Source organism: Propionispora vibrioides, from assembly GCF_900110485.1.
Classification (GTDB): domain Bacteria; phylum Bacillota; class Negativicutes; order Propionisporales; family Propionisporaceae; genus Propionispora; species Propionispora vibrioides.
In genome coordinates, this window is the sequence record NZ_FODY01000001.1 from 193,955 (window position 1) to 214,235 (window position 20,281).

A 20,281-nucleotide genomic window follows, 5' to 3' on the forward strand; every position below is an offset into this window, starting at 1 on the left:
CGGACATAAATAAAAAGCGTGAAACAAATCACGCCTTTTAAGAAATTGCTGATTTAATGGGTCTTGCCGGACTGGCGAGAGATTTTCCCTCTGGAAAGGAGCAAAACCGCAGAAATAGTTAAGCTATTTTAAGATTGCCCTGGCACAGCCAGACGGAAAAAGAGCCGTCAGGGCGCGCAGTGTAAATTAACCGGTGATTCCTTAAGAAAGTGGCAACACTCCAGTTAACGGATTAACCGCGGGCAATTGAAACCGCTCCATAAAGTTTTCAAATTTATGAATTTTTACCGGAGCAGCGAACCGCATGTAATTGGTTGCCAGGATCATTTCACCGCAATCCAGGTTCTTAATTTCATTTCGTTGCTGCAGGATATCTTTCCGGCACATGGCCTCCAGCTTGCCCCGGTCGGCTTTGGAGGCCAAGCCTAAGATAAACAAGGTATTTAACTGGGATAATACCTTATCCGCCAATAGTCTCGGCTGCTGATCAACTACGCACATCCCCAGATTAAACTTTCTGGCTTCGCTTACTAATCTGGCAAATACATTATTGTTTGCCACTTCCTTTTTCCCCAGAAAGCGATGAGCTTCTTCTAAAACAACTAAAACCGGTTTTGCGCTCATTTTGGCCTGCTCATCCTTACCGGAATAATGTTGCAGCAGTTTCTTGGAAAGAAAGGTTGATAACGCTTGCTCACCAACGGGAGAAATATTTTTAAGCTCCACCAGCACGACCTTCCCCAACTCCAGTTCTTGCAATATCTGTGGCAAGGTCCGTTCCTGCTGTTCAGCAATATTCAGTTCCTTTTCCAAATTCCAGCAAAGGCTTTTTATTTTGTTGATTGTCCGGGAATTAAATTTTTGTCCGGTGCTGCCTGACAATTCTTCCACAATATCGGCCGTATCATAGTTGAGAATATATTTCATCCAATTTTCCTGCCAGATGGCATGCATCTTGTAGAGTGCATCCAACTGCGCCTCAGTGAAACTGCCGCAGGCCAATATGTCATCAGGTTCTATCTCTTCATAGGCAATTTTGAATTTTGTTGCCGTTTCATTTACCGGGTTAGTATTGTAAATCGCCAGTCTGTCCTTAACCAGCGGATGGAGAGCCAGGTCTTTATAATATTCATTATGGACATCAAAGATCAACAGTCCGTAATGATCGCTTTGCATGACCGAGCTGGCTAAAACCTTTACCAGATTGCTCTTGCCGGAACCGGTGGTCCCGAAAATGCCGATATGCTCGGTAATAGCTTTGTTGCCATAAATCCCGACAGGCAGGTCCATCACACTTCGTCCGGATTTCAGTAAACCGATTTCCAAATCACCCTTCATTTCATCAAGCAAGGCGCTATCCTCACCGCTTAGCGAATGTACTTCACAAAAAAAATTGGGGCAGGTTTTCGGATTTAATAGTTGCCCCTGCTGATCCACATAACACAACTGCTCCGCCATAGCTATTTTTACCGTATGATTGCCGCCTAAATAAAAATCCAATTCTTCCTGATTGGCAACCTGGCCGTTCTCATCCAGTTTACTCATCAAGTAACCGACTCCGTTTAACCCCGACCAACGTGACTTGACTTTAAAATCATAAGCTCTAATGTAAAAACGGTCCTGGTTTTGTCCCTCCACGACCAGTATGTCCCCAAAATCCACATCTTGGTTAGGAGCCACGACAAACTCCACATAGGTACCTTTGGCATAAGTGAGCCTTCCCTTGTATTGTGCCATGGACTTATCTCCCTTCGTAAAAAAATTGCCGATTTAGAACCTGTATTCAAGCATGGAAATACTGGAGCAGTGAGCGTTTTTTTGCCAGATGAGGAACATTTCTGCAGGCATAATGGGGTTATGGCAAGGAAATGTAACAAAAGTATGGCGGAAAAAGCGCCACCGATACAACGTTTTCTAACAGTTGAGTACAGATTCTTAGCTTCTATTGTGCATAAAATATAAAAAAAAATAACAGGTTTAATTTTCCCTGTTATTTTTAAAAATCTATTTTCTTTTTTGATAGATTGGTCTATAGGCGCGGGGCTTTTGCAATATCTCGGAGTAGATAACCGCCTGCAGCAGCATATTCCTTTCAACCGACAAGCCAGGCGCAACACCTGCCTTGTCAACACTGGCCGGAGAAACGGCCGCCTGTGGTATAACAACCTCAGGATACATGGGTAATACCGCCGGCTTGCTGACTTTGGCAGGAGGTATGGATGGCATATCGGCAGGCGGTTCGGGAATTTCCGGATATTCATATTTCTTTGGTTTTCCCCGGCGCAAAAGTTCCGGAACCAGATAGAGAACCAGCATAAGCAGAATGGGTATAATGATATCCATAACTACTCTTTCCTAGGCTCATTGCCTTTTACCGGAGTCTGCAGCGGTTCGACCTTGCCAATCGTCTCACGCATCTGCGTATCGGCAATGATGTTGTTCATATTATAATAATCCATGACGCCCATCCGTCCCTCCTGAAGAGCCGCTGCCAAAGCATGAGGAACTTCAGCCTGGGCTTCCACGACCTTAGCCTGCATTTGTTGCGTATAGGCACGCATTTCCTGTTCTTTGGCAACTGCCATAGCCCGTCGTTCTTCGGCTTTGGCCTGGGCAATCCTTTTTTCCGCCTCTGCCTGATCGGTCATTAGCTCGGCTCCGATATTCCGGCCAACATCCACATCGGCAATATCGATGGATAATATTTCAAACGCCGTACCGGCATCCAGTCCTTTGGATAAAACCGTCCTTGAGATATGATCGGGATTTTCTAAAACGTCCTTGTGATCTACCGAAGAGCCGACGGTTGTAACAATCCCCTCGCCAACCCGGGCAATAATCGTAGCTTCGCCGGCACCGCCGACCAGTCTGTCAATATTCGCTCTCACGGTAACCCTTGCCTTTACCTTCAACTCAATGCCGTTTTTTGCTACCGCCGACACAATAGGCGTCTCAATGACTTTGGGATTAACACTCATTTGGACGGCTTCCAGCACATTGCGTCCAGCCAGGTCAATGGCTGCCGATCTTTCAAACGGCAGGGGAATCTGCGCCCGGTGAGCGGCAATCAGAGCATCGACGACTTTATCCACATCACCACCGGCCAGATAGTGAGCCTCCAGTTGATTTACCTGGATGTCCAAACCAGCCTTATTCGCCTTGATTAGCGGCAAAACGATCTGAGACGGCGGCACCCGGCGCAGCCGCATGCCGATTAAGGTAAATATCCCGACCCGTACGCCGGCCGCCAAAGCCGATATCCATAAACCCAGCGGCACAAAATGCAAGAATATGCCAATCCCCATAATGATTAGCGCCAGAAAAAACAAAGGACCGATTAAAGATGTCATGCATTCATCTCCTCTACATTAATGTTTGGTTAAACGGACCACCATACGGTTGCCCGTGGTATCGATGACCGTCACTTCCAGTCCCGGCTGAATAAACTCTCCCTCCGAGACTACATCCAGCACAGTTCCGTCAATTTCAATTCTCCCGGCCGGGCGTAAAGCGGTCAGGGTCTTTCCGGTTTTCCCCTGATATGCCGAATGGTCATTGCCGCTTACAAAGCCGGCCTGCCCGGTTTCCGCTTCCCGCAGCACCAGCTTCATCCACAGCCGGCTGGACGGCAGCCTCCTGACGATGAGCAGGAACAAACCTATAGCCAGCAGCATACTGATAAGAATGCTATAAACAGCCGTATTACCGGCGCCAGCAAGCAAATACACGCCAGTAAACAGGCTGAGCGTACCGGCAGCTGCAAAAATACCGGTACCGGCTACAAAAAACTCCGCGCCCAGCAGCAGCAGACCCATAAGCAGCAATAAAGCCTCCAGCCAGCCGGCATAGCCCAGCAGCCATTGACCGGTGAACAAAAGAGAAGCCGCCGCCACGGCAAGCAGACCGGCCGCACCGGTACCGGCTGTCTTGAACTCAACGAGAATGGCCAAAAACATAACCGTCAGCAAAACAAACTTCACGGCAGCCATTGACAACCATCCGGCGGCATAATCCTGCCAATTGGCGGTATACTCCCGTAAGGGACTGTTCTGCAGGCCATAGTGGGCCAGTACTGCCGTACGGTCAGCGGCGATCAGTTCAGCATAGCCCACTGCCACTGCCTGAGAATCGGTCAGCGAAAGAATTTGCCCTTGTCCGGCATACCCCGGATACCCCATAGTTTTATCCACCATAGCTTCAGCAATCCGCGGATTACGTCCATGTTTTCCCGCTGTGGCGGCAAATTCGGCCTTTAGTGCCGAAATATTTTTTTCTGTGGCGGGAATCGGCTCGGCAGCACCGATACTGCTGCCTTGGGCCATCACAATATGTTGATGGGCCAGGCTAATCAGCGCGCCGGCCGACCAGGCGCGATTTTTTACAAAACAAATGGTGCGTACCGGCATGCTGTCAATCATATCCCGCATTTTAACCGCCGAGTCAACCAAACCGCCGAAAGTATCCAATTCCAAAATAACCGCTGCCGCATTCTTAGCGCGGGCTTCCGTATAAGCTCTATGTAAAAGTGCTACCTGGGTTTCATTAATCTCTCCCTGCATGACAACAACGACGACGGAAGGCTGTTCCTCCTGAGCACTCACTGGAACAAATATCGCCAGACAAAGCATAAACAAGATCAACCATACTGTTCGCATCATCTTACAGTCCTTTCCCCAGACTCACTCCCTACGCAGATCTTTAAGGAAGAAAGTCTTGGTTAGGTCATTTTCTTTAATAAACGCACTCGTCAACACTTTTCTTCCCAACTGCAGCCACCTGCTGTCCTATCGGGTAAATTAAAATCCGGCACAATGGTTGTACCGGATTCATTTTACTGATTTAACAGCTCTCGTACTATAGAATTTACTAACTTTCCATCCGCGCGCCCCTTAATCTTAGGCATGAGCGCAGACATAACTTTCCCCATATCCTTCGGACTAGCAGCATTCGTTTCAGCAATCGTTTCAGTTACCACTGCACGAACTTCAGCTTCATTTAATTGTTGAGGAAGATATTGCATCAACACGGCAACTTCCTGTTCCAGGTTATCAACTAAATCTTGTCGGTTGCCTTTCTGGAACTCTTCAATTGCGTCCCGGCGCATTTTTACTTCTTTCGATAAAACATCCAGAACTTCACTTTCGGAAAGCTCTTTCTTTTGATCAATCTCAACATTTTTTATATTAGCACGCACCATACGAATTACCGAAAGGCGCGTCTTGCCCGCTTCCCGGTCTTTCATGGCCTGCTTCATATCTTCTGCTAACCTATCCTTAAGATACATGTAGATACCTCCGAAACACTGCTATTAAGCTTTAAATTTACGTTTCCGTGCCGCTTCGGATTTTTTCTTGCGTTTTACGCTAGGTTTTTCATAATGCTCGCGTTTTCTAACTTCGGCAAGAGTTCCCGCCTTTTGACAAGTACGCTTAAATCTGCGGAGTGCACTATCAATTGTTTCATTTTTTCCTACCTTGACTTCTGACATCTGATCTCCCTCCCTCCACTTGACCATTACGGGGAAGTGTATTACGTTCATATACACCTAAATATTATACACTAGCAATTTGCAGATTGTCAATATTAACCTGGGGGCCATTTCATAAGCCTGCCGCCAAGAATATGGTAATGTAAATGATGGACCGTTTGTCCGCCATGTTCCTTGGTATTGACAACAATGCGGAACCCATCTTCGGCTAAGCCAAGCTGGTTGGCCAAAAGTCCGGCGGTAGCAGTAAGATGCCCCAATAAACCTATATCTTCCGGACCTGCCGCCAGGAGGTGTTCCAGATGCTTCTTCGGTATGAGCAAAACATGAACCGGAGCAGCCGGATTGATATCCTTAAAGGCAATTACCTGCTCATCCTCATAAATAGGTTCGACGGGAATTTGTTTTGCCGCTATTTTACAAAAAATGCATTCTGTCTGCATACAGCACCTCCCCTCCGGCGATTTTAACAGTCATACCTTTATTACTTCTGTAGGCTTATAGCAATATCCTGCAAAAAAATAAAACACCATAGCTAATTCTGTACAATAACACCCCACAGGCCATCACGATAGGCTGCTTCGATTCGGACTTGGCTGATCTTTCCCCTTACTTCCTGCGATCCTTTGGCATATACGCGAACATAATGATCCGTCAAGCCTTCCGCGATATCTGTCTTTTTATTTTCAAACAGTACTCTTACCTCCTGCCCGATATACTGCTTATTAAAGTGAGCAGCCTGAGCCGCCGCTAACTCCTGGAGGGCCTGAACACGCTGTTTTTTTATATCTTCGCCGACCTGGTCAGGATAATTCGCGGCTGGTGTCCCCTGTCGCTTGGAGTAGGGAAAAGTATGAACTCTGGCAAATCCCATGCTGCCGGCAAAATCCAGCGTTTCGGCAAATAAAGCGTCCGTCTCACCCGGGAAACCGACAATGATATCCGTTGAAATAGCAACATCCGGTATTGCTTCACGAATATTGGCAAGGAGCGCGCGATACTCTGCCGCTCGATAATGGCGGTTCATTGCCCGCAAAATGGTATCGCTTCCCGACTGGAGCGGCAGATGCAAATGATGGCAGAGCCGTTCATCCTGCTTCATAATCGCAATCAACTCATCCTCTACTTCGATGGATTCCAGCGATCCTAACCGCAAGCGGACAAGTCCGTCCAAATCAAGAATCGTTTTGACAGCATCAACCAAACTATGGTTATTATCACGGCCATAGGCCCCCAAGTGAATGCCTGTTAATACAATTTCCTTGAAACCGGCCTGAATCAACCGTTCAGCCTCCTGCCGGATGCTGGCGAGCGGCCTTGATTTCAGAGCGCCTCTGGCGTAGGGAATAATGCAATAAGTACAAAAATTAGTGCAACCATCCTGTATTTTTAAAAACGCCCGTGTCCGTCCGGGAGCTTGCAACAGTGGCACATCTTCGAATTCTGTCGACGTCATGACATTACCGACAATATTAATCCGTTTCTTAGATTGTGCGGCCTCGCTGACCAGTTCTACCACACGCCGCCGATCCTTGGTGCCGATAATGACATCCACACCTTCTATAGCCTCTACCTGTTCCGGTGAAACCTGTGCATAGCAGCCTGTTACAGCAATAATGGCTGCCGGATTATTTTTCATTGCCTTACGAATTAGCTGCCTGGACTTTTTTTCTCCCAGATGAGTGACAGAACAGGTATTGATGACATATACATCGGAAAAATCATGGAAGTCAACAACGTCATAGCCTTCCAGCTTAAACAGACTTTCCATAAGCTCTGTTTCATACTGATTCACTTTGCAGCCTAACGTAGTAAATGCAACCAACGGCACCTACTCACCCCCCATGTCGCCACATTCATACATAACAATCGAAATGGCGGCAACCGGTGCCGTTTCCGTACGTAAAATGCGCGGTCCCAGTGTAACAACCAAAGCGCCCATACTCCGGCATAATTGAACCTCATCGGGACTAAAGCCGCCCTCCGGTCCGACAATGATTGTATAATGCCGGCTGTCTCCATTGCGTAAAACCTGCTTTAATGTGCTGTCAACCTGTCCTTCATATAACAGAAGGACTTTGCTCTCTTTATCGATATGCTGAAACAGTTTGGCTAAATCCTGCACAGCCGCTACAACGGGAACCTGCAGCCGCCCCGATTGTTTTGCCGCCTCGCCGGCAATTTTCTGCCATCTACTGACCCGTTCCGCTTTTTTCTTGGCATCATAGCGAACAACGATATTCTGCGAAATAACCGGAATAATGCTGTCCACACCAAGCTCCACTGCTTTTTGCACAATATAATCCATCTTATCGCTTTTCGGCAGGCATTGCGCCAGCGAGACCTTCACCGGCGATTCTCTTTCTTCCTTGATCATTTCTTCCGGACAAAGCTGAATGCAGTTTTCCTCCACCTGTTGAATCACCGCAATCGCGGCCTGTCCATCCTCAGCAATTAGCGTAACCCGTTCACCCGGTTTCATACGCAAAACACGGTTTATATGATAGGCATCCGGTCCGGTAATGGTTACCGTCGGCCCTAGTTGCCCCTTAAGAAAAAAGCGGCGCATGTTAGACGCCCCTCTTTCTCATCACCATGGCAACCCAGCCGCCATTTTCGACAACCTTTTCCACAATAAAGTTCTGTTCAATAGCTGCCGCCGTTACATCACTCAATCGCTCGACAATAATCCCGCTGGCAATAAAGCAGCCATCCTTCTTAAGCTTAGCCGGGATGTCTTTTAATAAATGAATAATGATATCGGCAATAATGTTTGCTACAATGACATCTGCCTGACCTTCGACCCCGGTTAACAAGTCGCCGCGTGCAACAGATATCAGGTGCTCGACCTGATTGATTGTTACATTTTCCTGAGCTACTCGTACGGCAACCGGATCAAGGTCCACAGCTTTAACACTTTTGGCGCCCAGCTTAGCAGCCGCTACCGCTAAGATTCCTGAACCGGTCCCTACATCAAAGACCACCGAACCCTCACGCACCACTTCCTCCAGGCATTGGGCGCACATCATCGTAGTGTGGTGCGTTCCTGTGCCAAAAGCCATGCCCGGATCAAGTTCAATGACAATATCATTGGGGATAGCCACGTATTCTTCCCAGGAGGGCTTGATAATAATCTGCGGGCTGATCCGCGTGGGATGAAAATATTCTTTCCAGGAAGACTCCCAGTCCTCTTCCTGAACTTCTTTGCAGGCAATGGCACCTTTGCCCTTATCAAGGTTATGGTTTACCAGTTCATTAACCCGCTGTTCAAATGAGGCCAGCTTATCGTCCAATTCTTCATTCATCGGCAAGTAGGCTTTCACAGTAACGGTTTCCACATCAGTTTCCTCGGGAATATCGCAATAATCCCAGGCTCCCGCGCGCCGGTAAGCATTAACCAGCTCAGGGTCTTCAATGACAACCCCGCTGGCTCCTAAATCATGAAAAATATTAGCTACCGCCTCGGTAGCCTCATGTGTCGTCTGGATACTGATTTCAGCCCACTTCATACAATCAATCGCTCCTTATGTCCGTATGCTGTTAGTACCGTGTAAAATACAGTGTGCACTTTAACAGACTGCCTTCATACGCCAAACACATCTTTTACTTTTTTAAAAAAGTTTTTCTGCTCCGGGTTTATATTCTCGCCGCCCAACTTGGCAAACTCCTGCAATAAAGTACGCTGGCGCTCATTCAGCTTCTGCGGGGTCAGAACTTTAACCCGGACATGCTGATCGCCACGGCCATTGCCACGCAAGTGGGGAATCCCCTTTTCCTTTAGACGGAATATCGTTCCCGACTGAGTTCCTTCAGGAATACGCAGTTTTACCTTGCCGTCCAGGGTAGGCACATCAATTTCATCACCCAGTGAAGCTTGCACAAAGCTGATCGGCACTTCACAAATTACCTCACTGCCTTCACGGGCAAACAATTTATGCGGTTTTACGAAAATATACACATATAAATCACCCGGCGGTCCCTTGCGAACACCGGCTTCACCCTCGCGGGCGATCCGCAGCCGGGAGCCGTTGTCTACGCCGGACGGAACTTTGATTTTAATCTTTCGTTTGTTGCGCACTTTACCACGGCCATGGCAATCCCGGCAAGGCGTCTGAACGATTCTACCCTCACCGTTGCAACGGTCACAGGTCCGCACATTGACCATCCGACCAAAGGGCGTGTTCTGCATCACCTGAACTTGCCCGGTTCCTTTACACTGCGGGCAAACTTCCGCCTGTGTTCCTGGCGCCGCCCCGGAACCCTTACAGGTATCACAATCCTCAGTCCGCGGAATCTGTACTTCTCGCTCCACGCCAAACGCTGCTTCTTCAAAGGATATTTCTAAATCATACCGCAGGTCGGCACCTTTTTCCGGACCGGGCTGGCGTCCGCCAAACCCAGACTGGCCGCCAAAAAACATATCAAAAATATCTGAGAAGCCACCACTGCCGCCAAACCCGAAATCCCCGCCAGCATTCCCTCCCCGGGCGCCATCAAACGCAGCATGACCAAACTGGTCATACTGCGCTTTGCGTTGGGGGTCAGATAACACTTCATAAGCTTCATTAATTTCTTTAAATTTAGCTTCCGCTTCTTGTGGATTATCACGATTGACGTCAGGATGGTATTTGCGGGCCAGTTTACGAAAAGCCTTTTTTATTTCGTCATCCGATGCCGTTCTAGGCACACCCAGCAATTCATAATAGTCTTGTTTACTCACGGCACACCATCCTACACTAATTTACTCAAAAAGTAATTATTTTTTATCTTCGTCCACTACTTTGTATTCGGCATCCACAATCTTTTCATCCTGTCCGGCACCACCTGCCGCACCGGCTCCCGGAGCTTGAGTGCCAGCCTCAGCTGCATCGGCCTGGCTGTAGGCAGCTGATGTCATCTCATACAACGGTTTGGTCAACTCTTCCGTGTCAGCTTTAATTTGTTCAATATCAGTACCTTTCAGCGTTTCTTTTAATTTGTCGGCTGCTTTTTGCACTTTTTCAACCAAAGCCTTATCAGCTTTATCGCCCATATCCTTAATCGTTTTTTCGGCTTGATATACTAAGGAATCAGCATTATTGCGCACTTCCACTTCTTCTTTGCGCTTTTTGTCTTCTGCCGCATGCGCTTCAGCCTCGTTGACCATGCGTTCAATATCGTCCTTGCTCATACCGCCGGAAGCAGTGATCGTGATTTTCTGTTCCTTACCGGTTCCCATATCTTTCGCCGAAACATGGACAATACCGTTGGCGTCAATATCAAAAGCAACTTCAATGCGAGGCACCCCACGCGGTGCCGGCGGAATATCTGAGAGTTCAAAACGGCCCAGTGTTTTATTGTATGCGGCCATTTCCCGCTCACCCTGTAGCACATGAATGTCTACAGAAGGCTGATTGTCGGCTGCCGTAGAGAAGACCTGACTTTTTCTGGTCGGAATAGTAGTATTGCGGTCAATAATTTTAGTAAACACACCGCCTAGCGTCTCAATGCCCAAAGACAGCGGCGTAACATCGAGGAGCAGGACGTCTTTTACATCACCGACTAAGACACCGGCCTGGATAGCGGCGCCAACAGCCACACACTCGTCAGGGTTTACACCACGGTGTGGTTCTTTGCCCAAAAAGCGTTTGATCGCTTCCTGCACAGCCGGGATACGGCTGGAGCCGCCTACCAAAATGACCTTATTAATATCGCTCGGCTGCAAACCGGCATCAGACATAGCCTGACGGGTTGGTCCCATGGTAGCTTCCACCAGATCGGCAGTTAATTCATCAAATTTAGCTCTAGTTAAATTGATGTCCAGATGTTTAGGGCCGGTTTGGTCCGCTGTAATAAACGGCAGATTGATATTGGTCGTCAACACGCCGGAAAGTTCAATTTTTGCTTTTTCTGCAGCTTCTCTGAGCCGCTGGGCAGCCATCCGGTCCTGCGATAAATCCACACCGGATTCTTTCTTGAATTCACTAACCAGCCAGTTCATGATTCGTTCATCAAAGTCATCGCCGCCTAAACGGTTATTACCGTTAGTAGCCTTTACCTCAAACACACCGTCGCCTAATTCGAGTATGGACACGTCAAAAGTACCGCCGCCCAAGTCGAATACCAAAATCGTGTGATCTTCGCCTTTGTCTAGCCCATAAGCTAATGCCGCCGCCGTCGGTTCGTTGATAATCCGGAGCACTTCCAAACCGGCAATGGTTCCGGCATCTTTCGTAGCCTGGCGCTGGCTGTCGCTAAAATAAGCCGGCACGGTAATAACAGCCTGCGTTACCGTTTCTCCCAGATACGCCTCGGCATCCCCTTTAAGTTTTTGCAGCACCATGGCCGAGATTTCCTGGGGAGTATAATCTTTATCGTCAATACGGACTTTATGCGCCGTTCCCATGTGGCGTTTAATGGAGCTAATCGTGCGATCAGGGTTGGATACGGCCTGACGTTTTGCCAACTGACCGACCAAACGCTCTCCGGTTTTCGAAAAGCCGACAACCGAGGGAGTAATCCGGCTGCCTTCCGCATTAGCGATAACCACCGGTTCGCCGCCTTCCATCACGGCAACCACTGAGTTTGTAGTACCAAGGTCTATTCCAATAACTTTTCCCATTGCAAATACCTCCTAAGTTTTGTATGTAAAAATTTTTAATTGCTTACCACTTTTACCATGCTGGGACGAATCACTTTGCCCCGGACGCTGTAACCTTTTTGCAATTCCTCGGCAATTGTCCCGTCCGGCTGCTCCGGATCTTCTACCCGCATAACTGCTTCATGCTGCTGCGGGTCGAATGGCTTGCCAACCGCCTCAATAGCAGTCAATCCAACTTTATCCATTACACCGGCAAACTGACGGTAAATCATTTGAACACCAGCCAGTACGCTTGCCGCATCCTGCGCGGCAGCACTTTGCAGGGCCCGCTCGAAGTTATCGATGACCGGTAGAATCTCTACCAGTATATTCTGGGCAACAATATTGGATAATTCCTCTTTCTCCTGACGGGTTCGGCGCTTAAAATTTTCAAAATCCGCCTGCAAACGTTTAAAACGATCGATTTGTTCATTGACCAATTGATTCTTTTCTTCCACCAGAGCCAAAAGGCGCTCCACTTCCGTTTCACTGGCTGCGCCAGCCCCGGCAGCTTCAGCACCGTCAACGGCAGCTTCCTTTTCTTCTGCATCCAAAACCAGTTCCTGCTCGCAGCTATTGGCTTCCTTATTTTCCGACATGTATGATTTCACCTCACCTATATAGTAGCCTACTCAAAAATCGGATGGTCCCTGATCTTTAGAGGCGGCGTTATCCTCCCGCTTCTTGATAATGGTATCAATCCGCAAAATAGCTATAGCCACTTCACCGGCCGCCTTAACGGCATGAATCTTTACGGGCACGGGGTCTACAACACCTAATGACAGCATATCGGCAATCAGGCCTGTTTCACAATCAACAGCCAGGCAGTTCTGGCTGGTTCCGGCCTGCGCGGCCACTACTTCCTCCACCTTTTCCAGTGGATTATAGCCGGCATTCTCCACAATTTGGGCCAGTGGGTGCTTCAGTGCATTTACTACACAATCCACACCATAAACAGCCATCCCCTTGACCCGGGTACGCGCCTGTTCCACAGCGCGGGCTACAGCCACTTCAATCGCACCACCGCCGGGAACATACCCACCGATTATTGCCGCCTGCACACTGGAGGCCGCATCCTTGGCAATTCGCTCCCTTTCTCCCGCAACCTCCTGGGTTGATGCGCCGACCAAAATTGTTGCCATCGGTTTCCCCTGGCCGCCAACAACGCGTAGCTGCTCCAGTTTTTCATCTTCATAAACCTTCTCGGCATATCCAATATATTTAACAAGCTCACCCGCTTCTTTTTTCAAACCGGTCCGCTTAATCATTTTAGCTCCGGTATGATCGGCCGCCCGACGCAGTTCTTTTGCCGCAATCCGCTGCACCACCAAAACCCCTGCGTCGGTCAGTATTTCTTCAGCATCGGCGTGAACACCACGATCAACTAGAACTACATTAATATTTTGCTCGACAATTTTTAATATATTGGCACGAAATTCATTCTGCAAATCAAGGTACCGCCTAAATCCCGCCTCGGTCCCCAAAGCCTCGTCACCGATATTTTCCGGTTCAAGGGCATCATCAATAATCAGGATTCTCGCATTGTCCATGGCTTGCGGCATTTCTTTATTCATCCGTTCTTTGTCAATGACAACCCCCATAAACACTTCATTGTCGGCTCCAACCTTTGCCGTAATAATTTCCGACAGTCTAAAATGTTTATCCTGTAGCTTGGGCGAACCGATTAAACGGGCCGCCTGAACTACCAGTCGCGCAATATCTTCGTATTCGCGGCCGGCAACCATGGCAATATTATGCAAAATCGGCTGTTCCAGTTTTTCTATCGGTAAGCTTCGCTGCGCCAATTGTTCAACCGCATATTGGACGCCAAATCGGATTCCCTCAATAATCCGGGCTACAGGCACACCCCGCAGGACCTGATTTACTCCTTCGGCCACCAAAGCGCCGGCAATCAGCGTAGCCGTTGTCGTTCCATCGCCCACTTCTTCCTGCTGAGCCTTGGCAATATTAATCAGCATTTTAGCCGCCGGATGATTAACATCCATTTTATCCAAAATGGTGACACCGTCATTGGTAATGATCACACCGCCTGCCCGGTCCACCAGCATGGTATCCAGCCCCTTGGGACCTATGGTTCCCTCGACAGCCGCCGTAACAGCCCGGACGGCGTTGGAGTTAGTTACCAGGGCGGTCAACCGTTCATCAACGTCTGAACCACTCCCGGCCTGCTTTACATTCATCGTTCGTCCTCCTATGTATATGGCGGAACAGCCGCCATCATACTGGTCTACGACAGACCAGTATCATACAAATTACACCTTGTATTTCTTCAATATTTCACCTAAATGGCTGTGCATAAAATCAAGAATGCTGATAATCTTTCGATATTCCATCCGTGTCGGTCCTAAGACAGCCACGGTACCGACAATCTGACCGTCCAGGCGATAAGTGGCCTGCACAACACTGCAATCCTGCATTCCGGTATACTTATTTTCCTGACCAATAGTAATGATAACACCGTCGTCTTCTTTCTTTTGCAAGATATCGCAGAGCAAACGCTCTTCTTCCAGCATGGTCAACAGACCTTTGATTTTGTCAAGGTTACGAAACTCCGGCTGATTCAGCATTTGCGTAGTGCCACCCAGATACACCTTTTCATTTTTCTCGGCAAAGAGTGCTTGTTTGATCATAAGCAAAGCCGTATCCAAAAATTCTTCGCTCGGCAAAAGCTCCTGTTTGATTTGAGTCAGCAGTGAAGTCTGAATCCGGTCAAAAGGCAATCCTGCCAGACGACTGTTAATGCCTTCGGCAATTCTTTGCAAATCCTTTAATGAGGTTCCCGGCGGCGTATTCATAATCTTGTTTTCCACAAAGCCGGTATCGGTTACTACCACCAAAATCACGCGACGTTCGTCCAGCGGCAGAAACTGAATATATTTAAAGACATATTGCGAAAGCTGCGGCGCCAATACCATGGAAATATTTCGGGTCATCCGGGAAAGAATCTTCGCCGTTTCCTGAAATACTTCTTCAATACGCTGCACCTTAGCATGATACCAGTTATCAATCAAACTAATCTCACGTTCCGATATGGTCTGCGGTTCAATTAAACAATCTACATAAAAGCGGTATCCCTTAGCCGATGGGATTCGCCCTGCTGAGGTATGGGGCTGTTCAATGTAGCCTAATAGCTCAAGATCGGCCATTTCATTCCGGATAGTGGCCGGACTTATTCCCAAGCCATATTTGCGAGCAATTGTTCGTGAGCCAATAGGTTCAGCGGTGGAAATATAATCATCAATGATTGCCTGCAAAATTTTACGTTTACGCTCATCTAACATAACTCCACCCCCATTGTTAGCACTCAGTCTCATAGAGTGCTAATATCTATTAAAAAAATACCACTCCTTACGCCAACTGTCAAGATAGCAACTGGGGTTTGTTTGTAAATTAACGAAATGATCTTAGGTGCGTGATTTTTGCGCCAAATAAGACAACATGTTACAGGAATAGTGGCCCCTACTTCAAAACATGGTAACGAAGTACGGCACAAAAACACCGTCAGAGCGTTTCGGATAATTTACAAACAAGCCCCTACTAAGTATCCGGTAAAAAAGCGCCAAAAACCACATTTCCGTACTTCATCCCCAGTTCTGTCAGGCGTACGTTTTTTTCTGTTACCTCGATCAGTTCCTGCCGGCGGAGCGCAGTGATAACCTTATTATATTGACTAAAGAAATCTGCCGCAAAGCAAGTATTAAACTCAAGGATATGTACGCCGTTACTGGTTCGCAGCGCTAAAAAGGCAAATTCAGCCATGGCCGTCTCTCTATCCAGTTTTTCCACAACCGCTACAGGAAATTCCTGCTTTTCTCCACCAGTACCGGAAAAGAAGTCGATATATCGCTGCAGGTCAACGGTATTCGCCAGCCTCTGACCGTCAAAAAAAGAATGGGCCGCCAGGCCTAATCCCAGATAAGGCTGGTAATGCCAGTATTTTAAATTGTGACGGCATTCCCAGCCCGCCGGGGCATAATTGGATATTTCATACCGTCTAAAGCCTCGAGCCGGTAAATAATGCACAGCCAGCTCATACATGGCCTCTTCGATCTCTTCCTCGGGCAAAGCGAGCCGCCCCTGCTCATGTAGCGAAGCAAAGGGCGTCCCCTCTTCGATTTTCAACCCATATACCGAAAGATGCCGGACGCCCATACCGATAGCACGGTCGATGCTTTCCTGTAAATCCTGCACTGTCTGTTCCGGCAAGCCGTACATCAGATCAACATTGATATTGTCAAATCCCGCAGCCTGTGCCAGTTCTACGGCCCGAGCTGCCTCTGCCGCTGAATGAATCCTGCCGATTTGAGGCAATAAGCGCTCCGCAAAAGTCTGTACGCCAAAACTGATCCGGTTGACACCCTGTGCCTGCAAGGTCTGCAGCTTAGCCCTGTCCACCGTCCCCGGATTGGCTTCTATCGTAATTTCCACTTCGTCGCTCAGTCGATAGTTTTCCCTTAAGCAGCTAAGAATCTGGTTTAGCAGGTCCTGCGACAACAGGGTTGGCGTGCCGCCGCCGATAAAAACGGTATCAACCACGGCATGGGAGAAAATACCGCTCCGGCCAGTGGCTTCCCGGCACAAAGCGGTAATATAAGTGGAATATAGCTGACTATCAGTGGTAAAGGACGGAAAATCACAATACAAACATTTCTGGCGGCAGAAAGGTATATGAACGTAAATGCCCAGTTTCATCGGCGCTAGTCCATCTTAAGAATTGCCATAAAGGCTTCCTGGGGAACTTCCACACTGCCTACCTGTTTCATGCGTTTTTTGCCTTCCTTTTGCTTTTCCAGCAGTTTTCGTTTACGCGAAATATCCCCGCCATAGCATTTCGCCAGCACATCTTTTCGCATGGCCCGGACGGTTTCCCGGGCAATCACTTTGTTGCCGATAGCCGCTTGAATCGGGATTTCAAACATTTGCTTCGGAATGATTTCTTTTAACTTTTCCGCCAGTTGTCTGCCGCGGTAAGCCGCCTTGTCCCGGTGCACGATGATCGACAGGGCGTCCACCGGCTCACCGTTCAACAGGATATCCAGTTTGACCAACTGGGAGGTCTGATAGCCGATCAGTTCGTAATCCAGCGAAGCATAGCCTCTGGTAGAAGATTTCAAGCGGTCAAAATAATCATAAATAATTTCGCTGAGCGGCAAATGATAAGTCAGCATCACACGGGCAACGTCCAAATATTTCATATCTTTAAACTCGCCGCGTTTTTCCTGTGAAAGCTCCATGACCGCACCCACGTGATCATTGGGAACAATCACTGTTGCCTTAACATAAGGCTCGTCAATATGATCAATCTCCTGGGGGGTGGGCAAATGCGACGGATTGTCTATTTCATAAACTTCACCGTCCGTTTTGGTCACTCGGAAAATAACGCTGGGTGCTGTAGTGATTAAGGTCAAATTATATTCCCGTTCCAACCGTTCCTGAATCACATCCATATGCAAGAGACCTAAGAAACCGCAACGAAAACCAAAGCCCAAGGCAATGGAGGTTTCCGGCTCAAATACCAGCGCCGCATCATTTAGCTGAAGTTTTTCCAACGCATCCCGTAAATTGTCGTAATCGGCACTGTCCACCGGATATAAGCCGCAATATACCATGGGTGTGATTTTCCGATAGCCTGGCAGGGGTGACTTTACCGGACGCTCCGCCTCTGTAACCGTATCCCCGACCCGGGCATCCTTAACATTTTTAATACTGGCGGCAACAAAGCCCACCTGTCCGGGTTCCAGCACATCCACATTGGCAAGAAAGGGCCGGAAAATTCCCACTTCGGTGACTTCAAAGCTTTTGTCCGTCGCCATCATTTTGATCTTCATGCCCGGCTTAACCGTACCATCCATCACCCGGACATAGGCGATGACTCCCTTATACGGATCAAAATGAGAGTCAAAAATAAGCGCGCTCAAAGGGGCTTCCCTATCGCCCTTCGGGGCAGGGATCTTCGCCACGATCGCCTCCAGCACTTCTTCAATGCCAATACCGGTTTTGGCACTTGCCAGTACAGCCTCCGAAGCATCCAGACCAATTACATCCTCCACTTCCTGTTTGACCCGTTCCGGTTCGGCGCTGGGCAAGTCAATCTTATTAATAACAGGAACAATTTCCAGATTGTGGTCCAAGGCCAGATAGACGTTAGCCAACGTCTGAGCCTCAATCCCCTGCGCCGCGTCAATTACAAGCAACGCTCCCTCGCAGGCAGCCAGGCTGCGGGATACTTCATAAGTAAAATCGACATGCCCCGGGGTGTCGATCAAGTTGAGCATATAGGTTTCACCATTTTTGGCCGTATACGACAGCCTCACCGCCTGCGCTTTAATAGTGATGCCCCGTTCCCGTTCCAGTTCCATTTGGTCTAATACCTGGTCTTCCATTTCACGGGCAGAAAGCGCACCGGTATATTCTAAAATCCGGTCAGCCAAAGTTGACTTTCCATGATCAATATGGGCAATTATCGAGAAATTTCTAATATTAGCTGAATTCATGAAGGCGCCTCTCCTCTGATGTAAATACTTTTAAAATTATATCATCTGCCGCCTTCATACCGCAAGTGTTACCTTTGCTTCCTGATCAGCTCAAATAAGGTCTGGCTTGCCGCCTGTACATATGCGTGCAATTGAACCTTGGTGCGCACCGCTTCCTCGCTAAACTGCCTGGACCATAAATCAAGCAGGGCAAACTCCGGTGCCGCATCGATACATAAACGGATGGGAATTTCCCATTGTCGTGTCCCGGCCGTAACAACGATCTCTGTATCGGTGTTGCTGAGCACGGCCAGCGGGTAATCGGATTGAACCAGATACGAAGAGCCAAATAAATAAAAAGCGTAATAACCCTGGTCCTGCTGCCTGACATTAAACGCCTGCACGGTTTCATGGCGCCGGGTGAGCCCATTCATCTGCAGCTCCGCCGCATTGACACCAGCAACGATCAACAGCACCAATACCAGCAGTCCTCGCAAAACAACTGTTGTTTCCGCCAGACGAGTATCGTTCAAGTTATCACCTCAAGCTAATTGCTCATTTTACTGAAATTTATTTTCCGCAATAATCTCGGCCAGCACATCACCCAGCATTTCCATACTGCGTGCAGCCTCTTCCACACTGTTCTCCTGACAGCCAACCTCCAACAACAAGGCGTGAGGATGGAGATGCTGATTATAGCGCCACTCGACTAACTGGATCCCCCGCGATAATCCGGGGTAATGCTGGTTCAGCTTAGCATCAATCAGTTTGGCAAAAGCGTGATTTTCCTGCCAATGGGGCTGCTCCAGACCCGGTTGCCCCTGCGCCACCAGGATCATAATCCGGGCAGCCGGCTGTCCGTTGATCATGGCTGTTGTGTATTCCCGTTTTTGCGCGTCCCGGTGTATATCAAAAATCATTTGTATGGACGGATTATCCTCCAGCATTTTTTTTGCCGTAATTTCCGAAGGTCCATAGGCTTTCATAAAACTGGGATAATCATGAATAGTGGTGCTTTGGACGGCGGCAATATTGTATTTTTCCATTTGCTTGACTAATGCCTGTCCTACCTGGATGATATCGCCGGTCTGTCCGCCCGGCTTATGGTCCACCCCCGAGGTGGGGATATAAGACTCCGCCGTGTGAGTATGATAGATACCCACTAAAGGCTTGCTTTTATCCAGTTCTGTCTTCCCTGCGGCCTTGGAAAAGAGCGCCACTCGCTCCCCGCCAGTCATCGGTTTTGAACTTTTGATGCTTGCCACGACAGGTATTTCCGAATTGATCACCGAGCGCATATCGCGTAAATCAACAGACGTTAACATCATGAAAAAGTTGGATAATAGGCTAGCCGGGGTAAACTGACTTGTTCCGTTCTGTTGCTTTGCCGCCAATTCCAGTCCCGGCACACCGTAAAACAAGATCTCCTGCCATTGCGGCCAGGCGGTAAATGTCTCCTGCTCGATAGGGTAGAATTTGTTTACTGCTACAGGCACAGCCGTATCCTGGCTGAAAGCCTGTACTACTGCCAACGTACACAATAGCAAAATAACTGCGCCGACCCAAAAATAGGACTTCTTCATTTGCCGCTTATTCGTCGTACGATGCCGCTGCCGCCTTGATAACATCATTGCCTCCTACCGGCAACTTAGGTAGGGATCACCTGGAAGTTACCTGGTT

The 20,281-nt window shown here is 48.4% G+C and carries 19 protein-coding genes; all 19 read right to left on the minus strand.

The genetic code is table 11. The annotated features are described in order from the left end of the window. Nucleotides 1-201 precede the first annotated feature (201 nt). The 19 genes from BMW43_RS01050 to spoIIP all read right to left on the minus strand — a co-directional run bounded on the left by BMW43_RS01050 (nt 202) and on the right by spoIIP (nt 20,232). On the minus strand, nt 202-1,737 hold the full coding sequence (locus BMW43_RS01050; RefSeq protein WP_091743533.1) for an ATP-binding protein: 1,536 nt from the start codon (nt 1,735-1,737) through the stop codon (nt 202-204). Between the two features lie 267 nt (nt 1,738-2,004). Beyond that, entirely contained in the window at nt 2,005-2,343 is a 339-nt protein-coding gene (locus BMW43_RS01055) for a hypothetical protein (protein WP_091743534.1), read from the minus strand. 2 nt (nt 2,344-2,345) lie between these two features. Beyond that, entirely contained in the window at nt 2,346-3,350 is a 1,005-nt protein-coding gene (floA, locus tag BMW43_RS01060; RefSeq protein ID WP_091743535.1) for a flotillin-like protein FloA, read from the minus strand. 18 nt (nt 3,351-3,368) lie between these two features. Beyond that, on the minus strand, nt 3,369-4,658 hold the full coding sequence (locus BMW43_RS01065; protein ID WP_091743536.1) for an NfeD family protein: 1,290 nt from the start codon (nt 4,656-4,658) through the stop codon (nt 3,369-3,371). Between the two features lie 173 nt (nt 4,659-4,831). Continuing rightward, nucleotides 4,832-5,284: a GatB/YqeY domain-containing protein gene (locus BMW43_RS01070; protein ID WP_091743537.1), complete on the minus strand. Its 453-nt coding sequence runs from the start codon at nt 5,282-5,284 to the stop codon at nt 4,832-4,834. 24 nt (nt 5,285-5,308) lie between these two features. Beyond that, a complete protein-coding gene (gene rpsU, locus BMW43_RS01075; RefSeq protein WP_019553266.1) occupies nt 5,309-5,488 on the minus strand; it encodes a 30S ribosomal protein S21 in 180 nt (59 codons plus the stop codon). A 95-nt stretch (nt 5,489-5,583) separates the two neighbouring features. Continuing rightward, nucleotides 5,584-5,931: a histidine triad nucleotide-binding protein gene (locus BMW43_RS01080; protein ID WP_091743538.1), complete on the minus strand. Its 348-nt coding sequence runs from the start codon at nt 5,929-5,931 to the stop codon at nt 5,584-5,586. A gap of 92 nt (nt 5,932-6,023) precedes the next feature. Beyond that, nucleotides 6,024-7,319: a tRNA (N(6)-L-threonylcarbamoyladenosine(37)-C(2))-methylthiotransferase MtaB gene (mtaB, locus tag BMW43_RS01085; RefSeq protein WP_091743539.1), complete on the minus strand. Its 1,296-nt coding sequence runs from the start codon at nt 7,317-7,319 to the stop codon at nt 6,024-6,026. Continuing rightward, nucleotides 7,320-8,057 carry a 16S rRNA (uracil(1498)-N(3))-methyltransferase gene (locus BMW43_RS01090; RefSeq protein ID WP_091743540.1) on the minus strand — a complete coding sequence of 246 codons (738 nt, stop codon included), beginning with the start codon at nt 8,055-8,057 and terminating at the stop codon, nt 7,320-7,322. Nucleotide 8,058: 1 nt separating this feature from the next. Continuing rightward, nucleotides 8,059-8,997 (minus strand): 50S ribosomal protein L11 methyltransferase, encoded by a 939-nt coding sequence (gene prmA, locus BMW43_RS01095; RefSeq protein WP_091743541.1) that lies wholly within the window; start codon nt 8,995-8,997, stop codon nt 8,059-8,061. Nucleotides 8,998-9,071: 74 nt separating this feature from the next. Further along, entirely contained in the window at nt 9,072-10,208 is a 1,137-nt protein-coding gene (gene dnaJ, locus BMW43_RS01100; protein ID WP_091743542.1) for a molecular chaperone DnaJ, read from the minus strand. Between the two features lie 36 nt (nt 10,209-10,244). Beyond that, nucleotides 10,245-12,089 carry a molecular chaperone DnaK gene (dnaK, locus tag BMW43_RS01105; RefSeq protein ID WP_091743543.1) on the minus strand — a complete coding sequence of 615 codons (1,845 nt, stop codon included), beginning with the start codon at nt 12,087-12,089 and terminating at the stop codon, nt 10,245-10,247. Nucleotides 12,090-12,124: 35 nt separating this feature from the next. After that, nucleotides 12,125-12,706, minus strand: a complete 582-nt coding sequence (gene grpE / locus BMW43_RS01110) for a nucleotide exchange factor GrpE (RefSeq protein WP_091743544.1) — start codon at nt 12,704-12,706, stop codon at nt 12,125-12,127. A gap of 33 nt (nt 12,707-12,739) precedes the next feature. Continuing rightward, a complete protein-coding gene (locus tag BMW43_RS01115; protein WP_091743545.1) occupies nt 12,740-14,308 on the minus strand; it encodes a TCP-1/cpn60 chaperonin family protein in 1,569 nt (522 codons plus the stop codon). Nucleotides 14,309-14,380: 72 nt separating this feature from the next. Then, nucleotides 14,381-15,409 carry a heat-inducible transcriptional repressor HrcA gene (hrcA, locus tag BMW43_RS01120; protein ID WP_091743546.1) on the minus strand — a complete coding sequence of 343 codons (1,029 nt, stop codon included), beginning with the start codon at nt 15,407-15,409 and terminating at the stop codon, nt 14,381-14,383. 256 nt (nt 15,410-15,665) lie between these two features. Continuing rightward, a complete protein-coding gene (gene hemW, locus BMW43_RS01125) occupies nt 15,666-16,820 on the minus strand; it encodes a radical SAM family heme chaperone HemW (RefSeq protein WP_091743547.1) in 1,155 nt (384 codons plus the stop codon). 5 nt (nt 16,821-16,825) lie between these two features. Continuing rightward, complete coding sequence (lepA, locus tag BMW43_RS01130) at nt 16,826-18,622, minus strand: translation elongation factor 4 (protein WP_091743548.1); 1,797 nt, start codon at nt 18,620-18,622, stop codon at nt 16,826-16,828. A gap of 68 nt (nt 18,623-18,690) precedes the next feature. Then, entirely contained in the window at nt 18,691-19,134 is a 444-nt protein-coding gene (locus BMW43_RS01135) for a hypothetical protein (RefSeq protein ID WP_091743549.1), read from the minus strand. A 27-nt stretch (nt 19,135-19,161) separates the two neighbouring features. Beyond that, nucleotides 19,162-20,232: a stage II sporulation protein P gene (gene spoIIP, locus BMW43_RS01140; protein WP_245732171.1), complete on the minus strand. Its 1,071-nt coding sequence runs from the start codon at nt 20,230-20,232 to the stop codon at nt 19,162-19,164. Between the last annotated feature and the right edge of the window lie 49 nt (nt 20,233-20,281).

What these genes read in the sequence shown, in the direction of transcription:
- BMW43_RS01070 (WP_091743537.1), bottom strand. Translation starts at nt 5,284, where the DNA reads ATGTATCTTAAGGATAGGTTAGCAGAAGATATGAAGCAGGCCATGAAA.
- BMW43_RS01055 (WP_091743534.1), bottom strand. Translation starts at nt 2,343, where the DNA reads ATGGATATCATTATACCCATTCTGCTTATGCTGGTTCTCTATCTGGTT.
- BMW43_RS01065 (WP_091743536.1), bottom strand. Translation starts at nt 4,658, where the DNA reads ATGATGCGAACAGTATGGTTGATCTTGTTTATGCTTTGTCTGGCGATA.
- hrcA (WP_091743546.1), bottom strand. Translation starts at nt 15,409, where the DNA reads ATGTTAGATGAGCGTAAACGTAAAATTTTGCAGGCAATCATTGATGAT.
- BMW43_RS01050 (WP_091743533.1), bottom strand. Translation starts at nt 1,737, where the DNA reads ATGGCACAATACAAGGGAAGGCTCACTTATGCCAAAGGTACCTATGTG.
- BMW43_RS01090 (WP_091743540.1), bottom strand. Translation starts at nt 8,057, where the DNA reads ATGCGCCGCTTTTTTCTTAAGGGGCAACTAGGGCCGACGGTAACCATT.
- rpsU (WP_019553266.1), bottom strand. Translation starts at nt 5,488, where the DNA reads ATGTCAGAAGTCAAGGTAGGAAAAAATGAAACAATTGATAGTGCACTC.
- BMW43_RS01115 (WP_091743545.1), bottom strand. Translation starts at nt 14,308, where the DNA reads ATGAATGTAAAGCAGGCCGGGAGTGGTTCAGACGTTGATGAACGGTTG.
- dnaK (WP_091743543.1), bottom strand. Translation starts at nt 12,089, where the DNA reads ATGGGAAAAGTTATTGGAATAGACCTTGGTACTACAAACTCAGTGGTT.
- hemW (WP_091743547.1), bottom strand. Translation starts at nt 16,820, where the DNA reads ATGAAACTGGGCATTTACGTTCATATACCTTTCTGCCGCCAGAAATGT.
- BMW43_RS01080 (WP_091743538.1), bottom strand. Translation starts at nt 5,931, where the DNA reads ATGCAGACAGAATGCATTTTTTGTAAAATAGCGGCAAAACAAATTCCC.
- prmA (WP_091743541.1), bottom strand. Translation starts at nt 8,997, where the DNA reads ATGAAGTGGGCTGAAATCAGTATCCAGACGACACATGAGGCTACCGAG.
- grpE (WP_091743544.1), bottom strand. Translation starts at nt 12,706, where the DNA reads ATGTCGGAAAATAAGGAAGCCAATAGCTGCGAGCAGGAACTGGTTTTG.
- floA (WP_091743535.1), bottom strand. Translation starts at nt 3,350, where the DNA reads ATGACATCTTTAATCGGTCCTTTGTTTTTTCTGGCGCTAATCATTATG.
- spoIIP (WP_245732171.1), bottom strand. Translation starts at nt 20,232, where the DNA reads ATGATGTTATCAAGGCGGCAGCGGCATCGTACGACGAATAAGCGGCAA.
- lepA (WP_091743548.1), bottom strand. Translation starts at nt 18,622, where the DNA reads ATGAATTCAGCTAATATTAGAAATTTCTCGATAATTGCCCATATTGAT.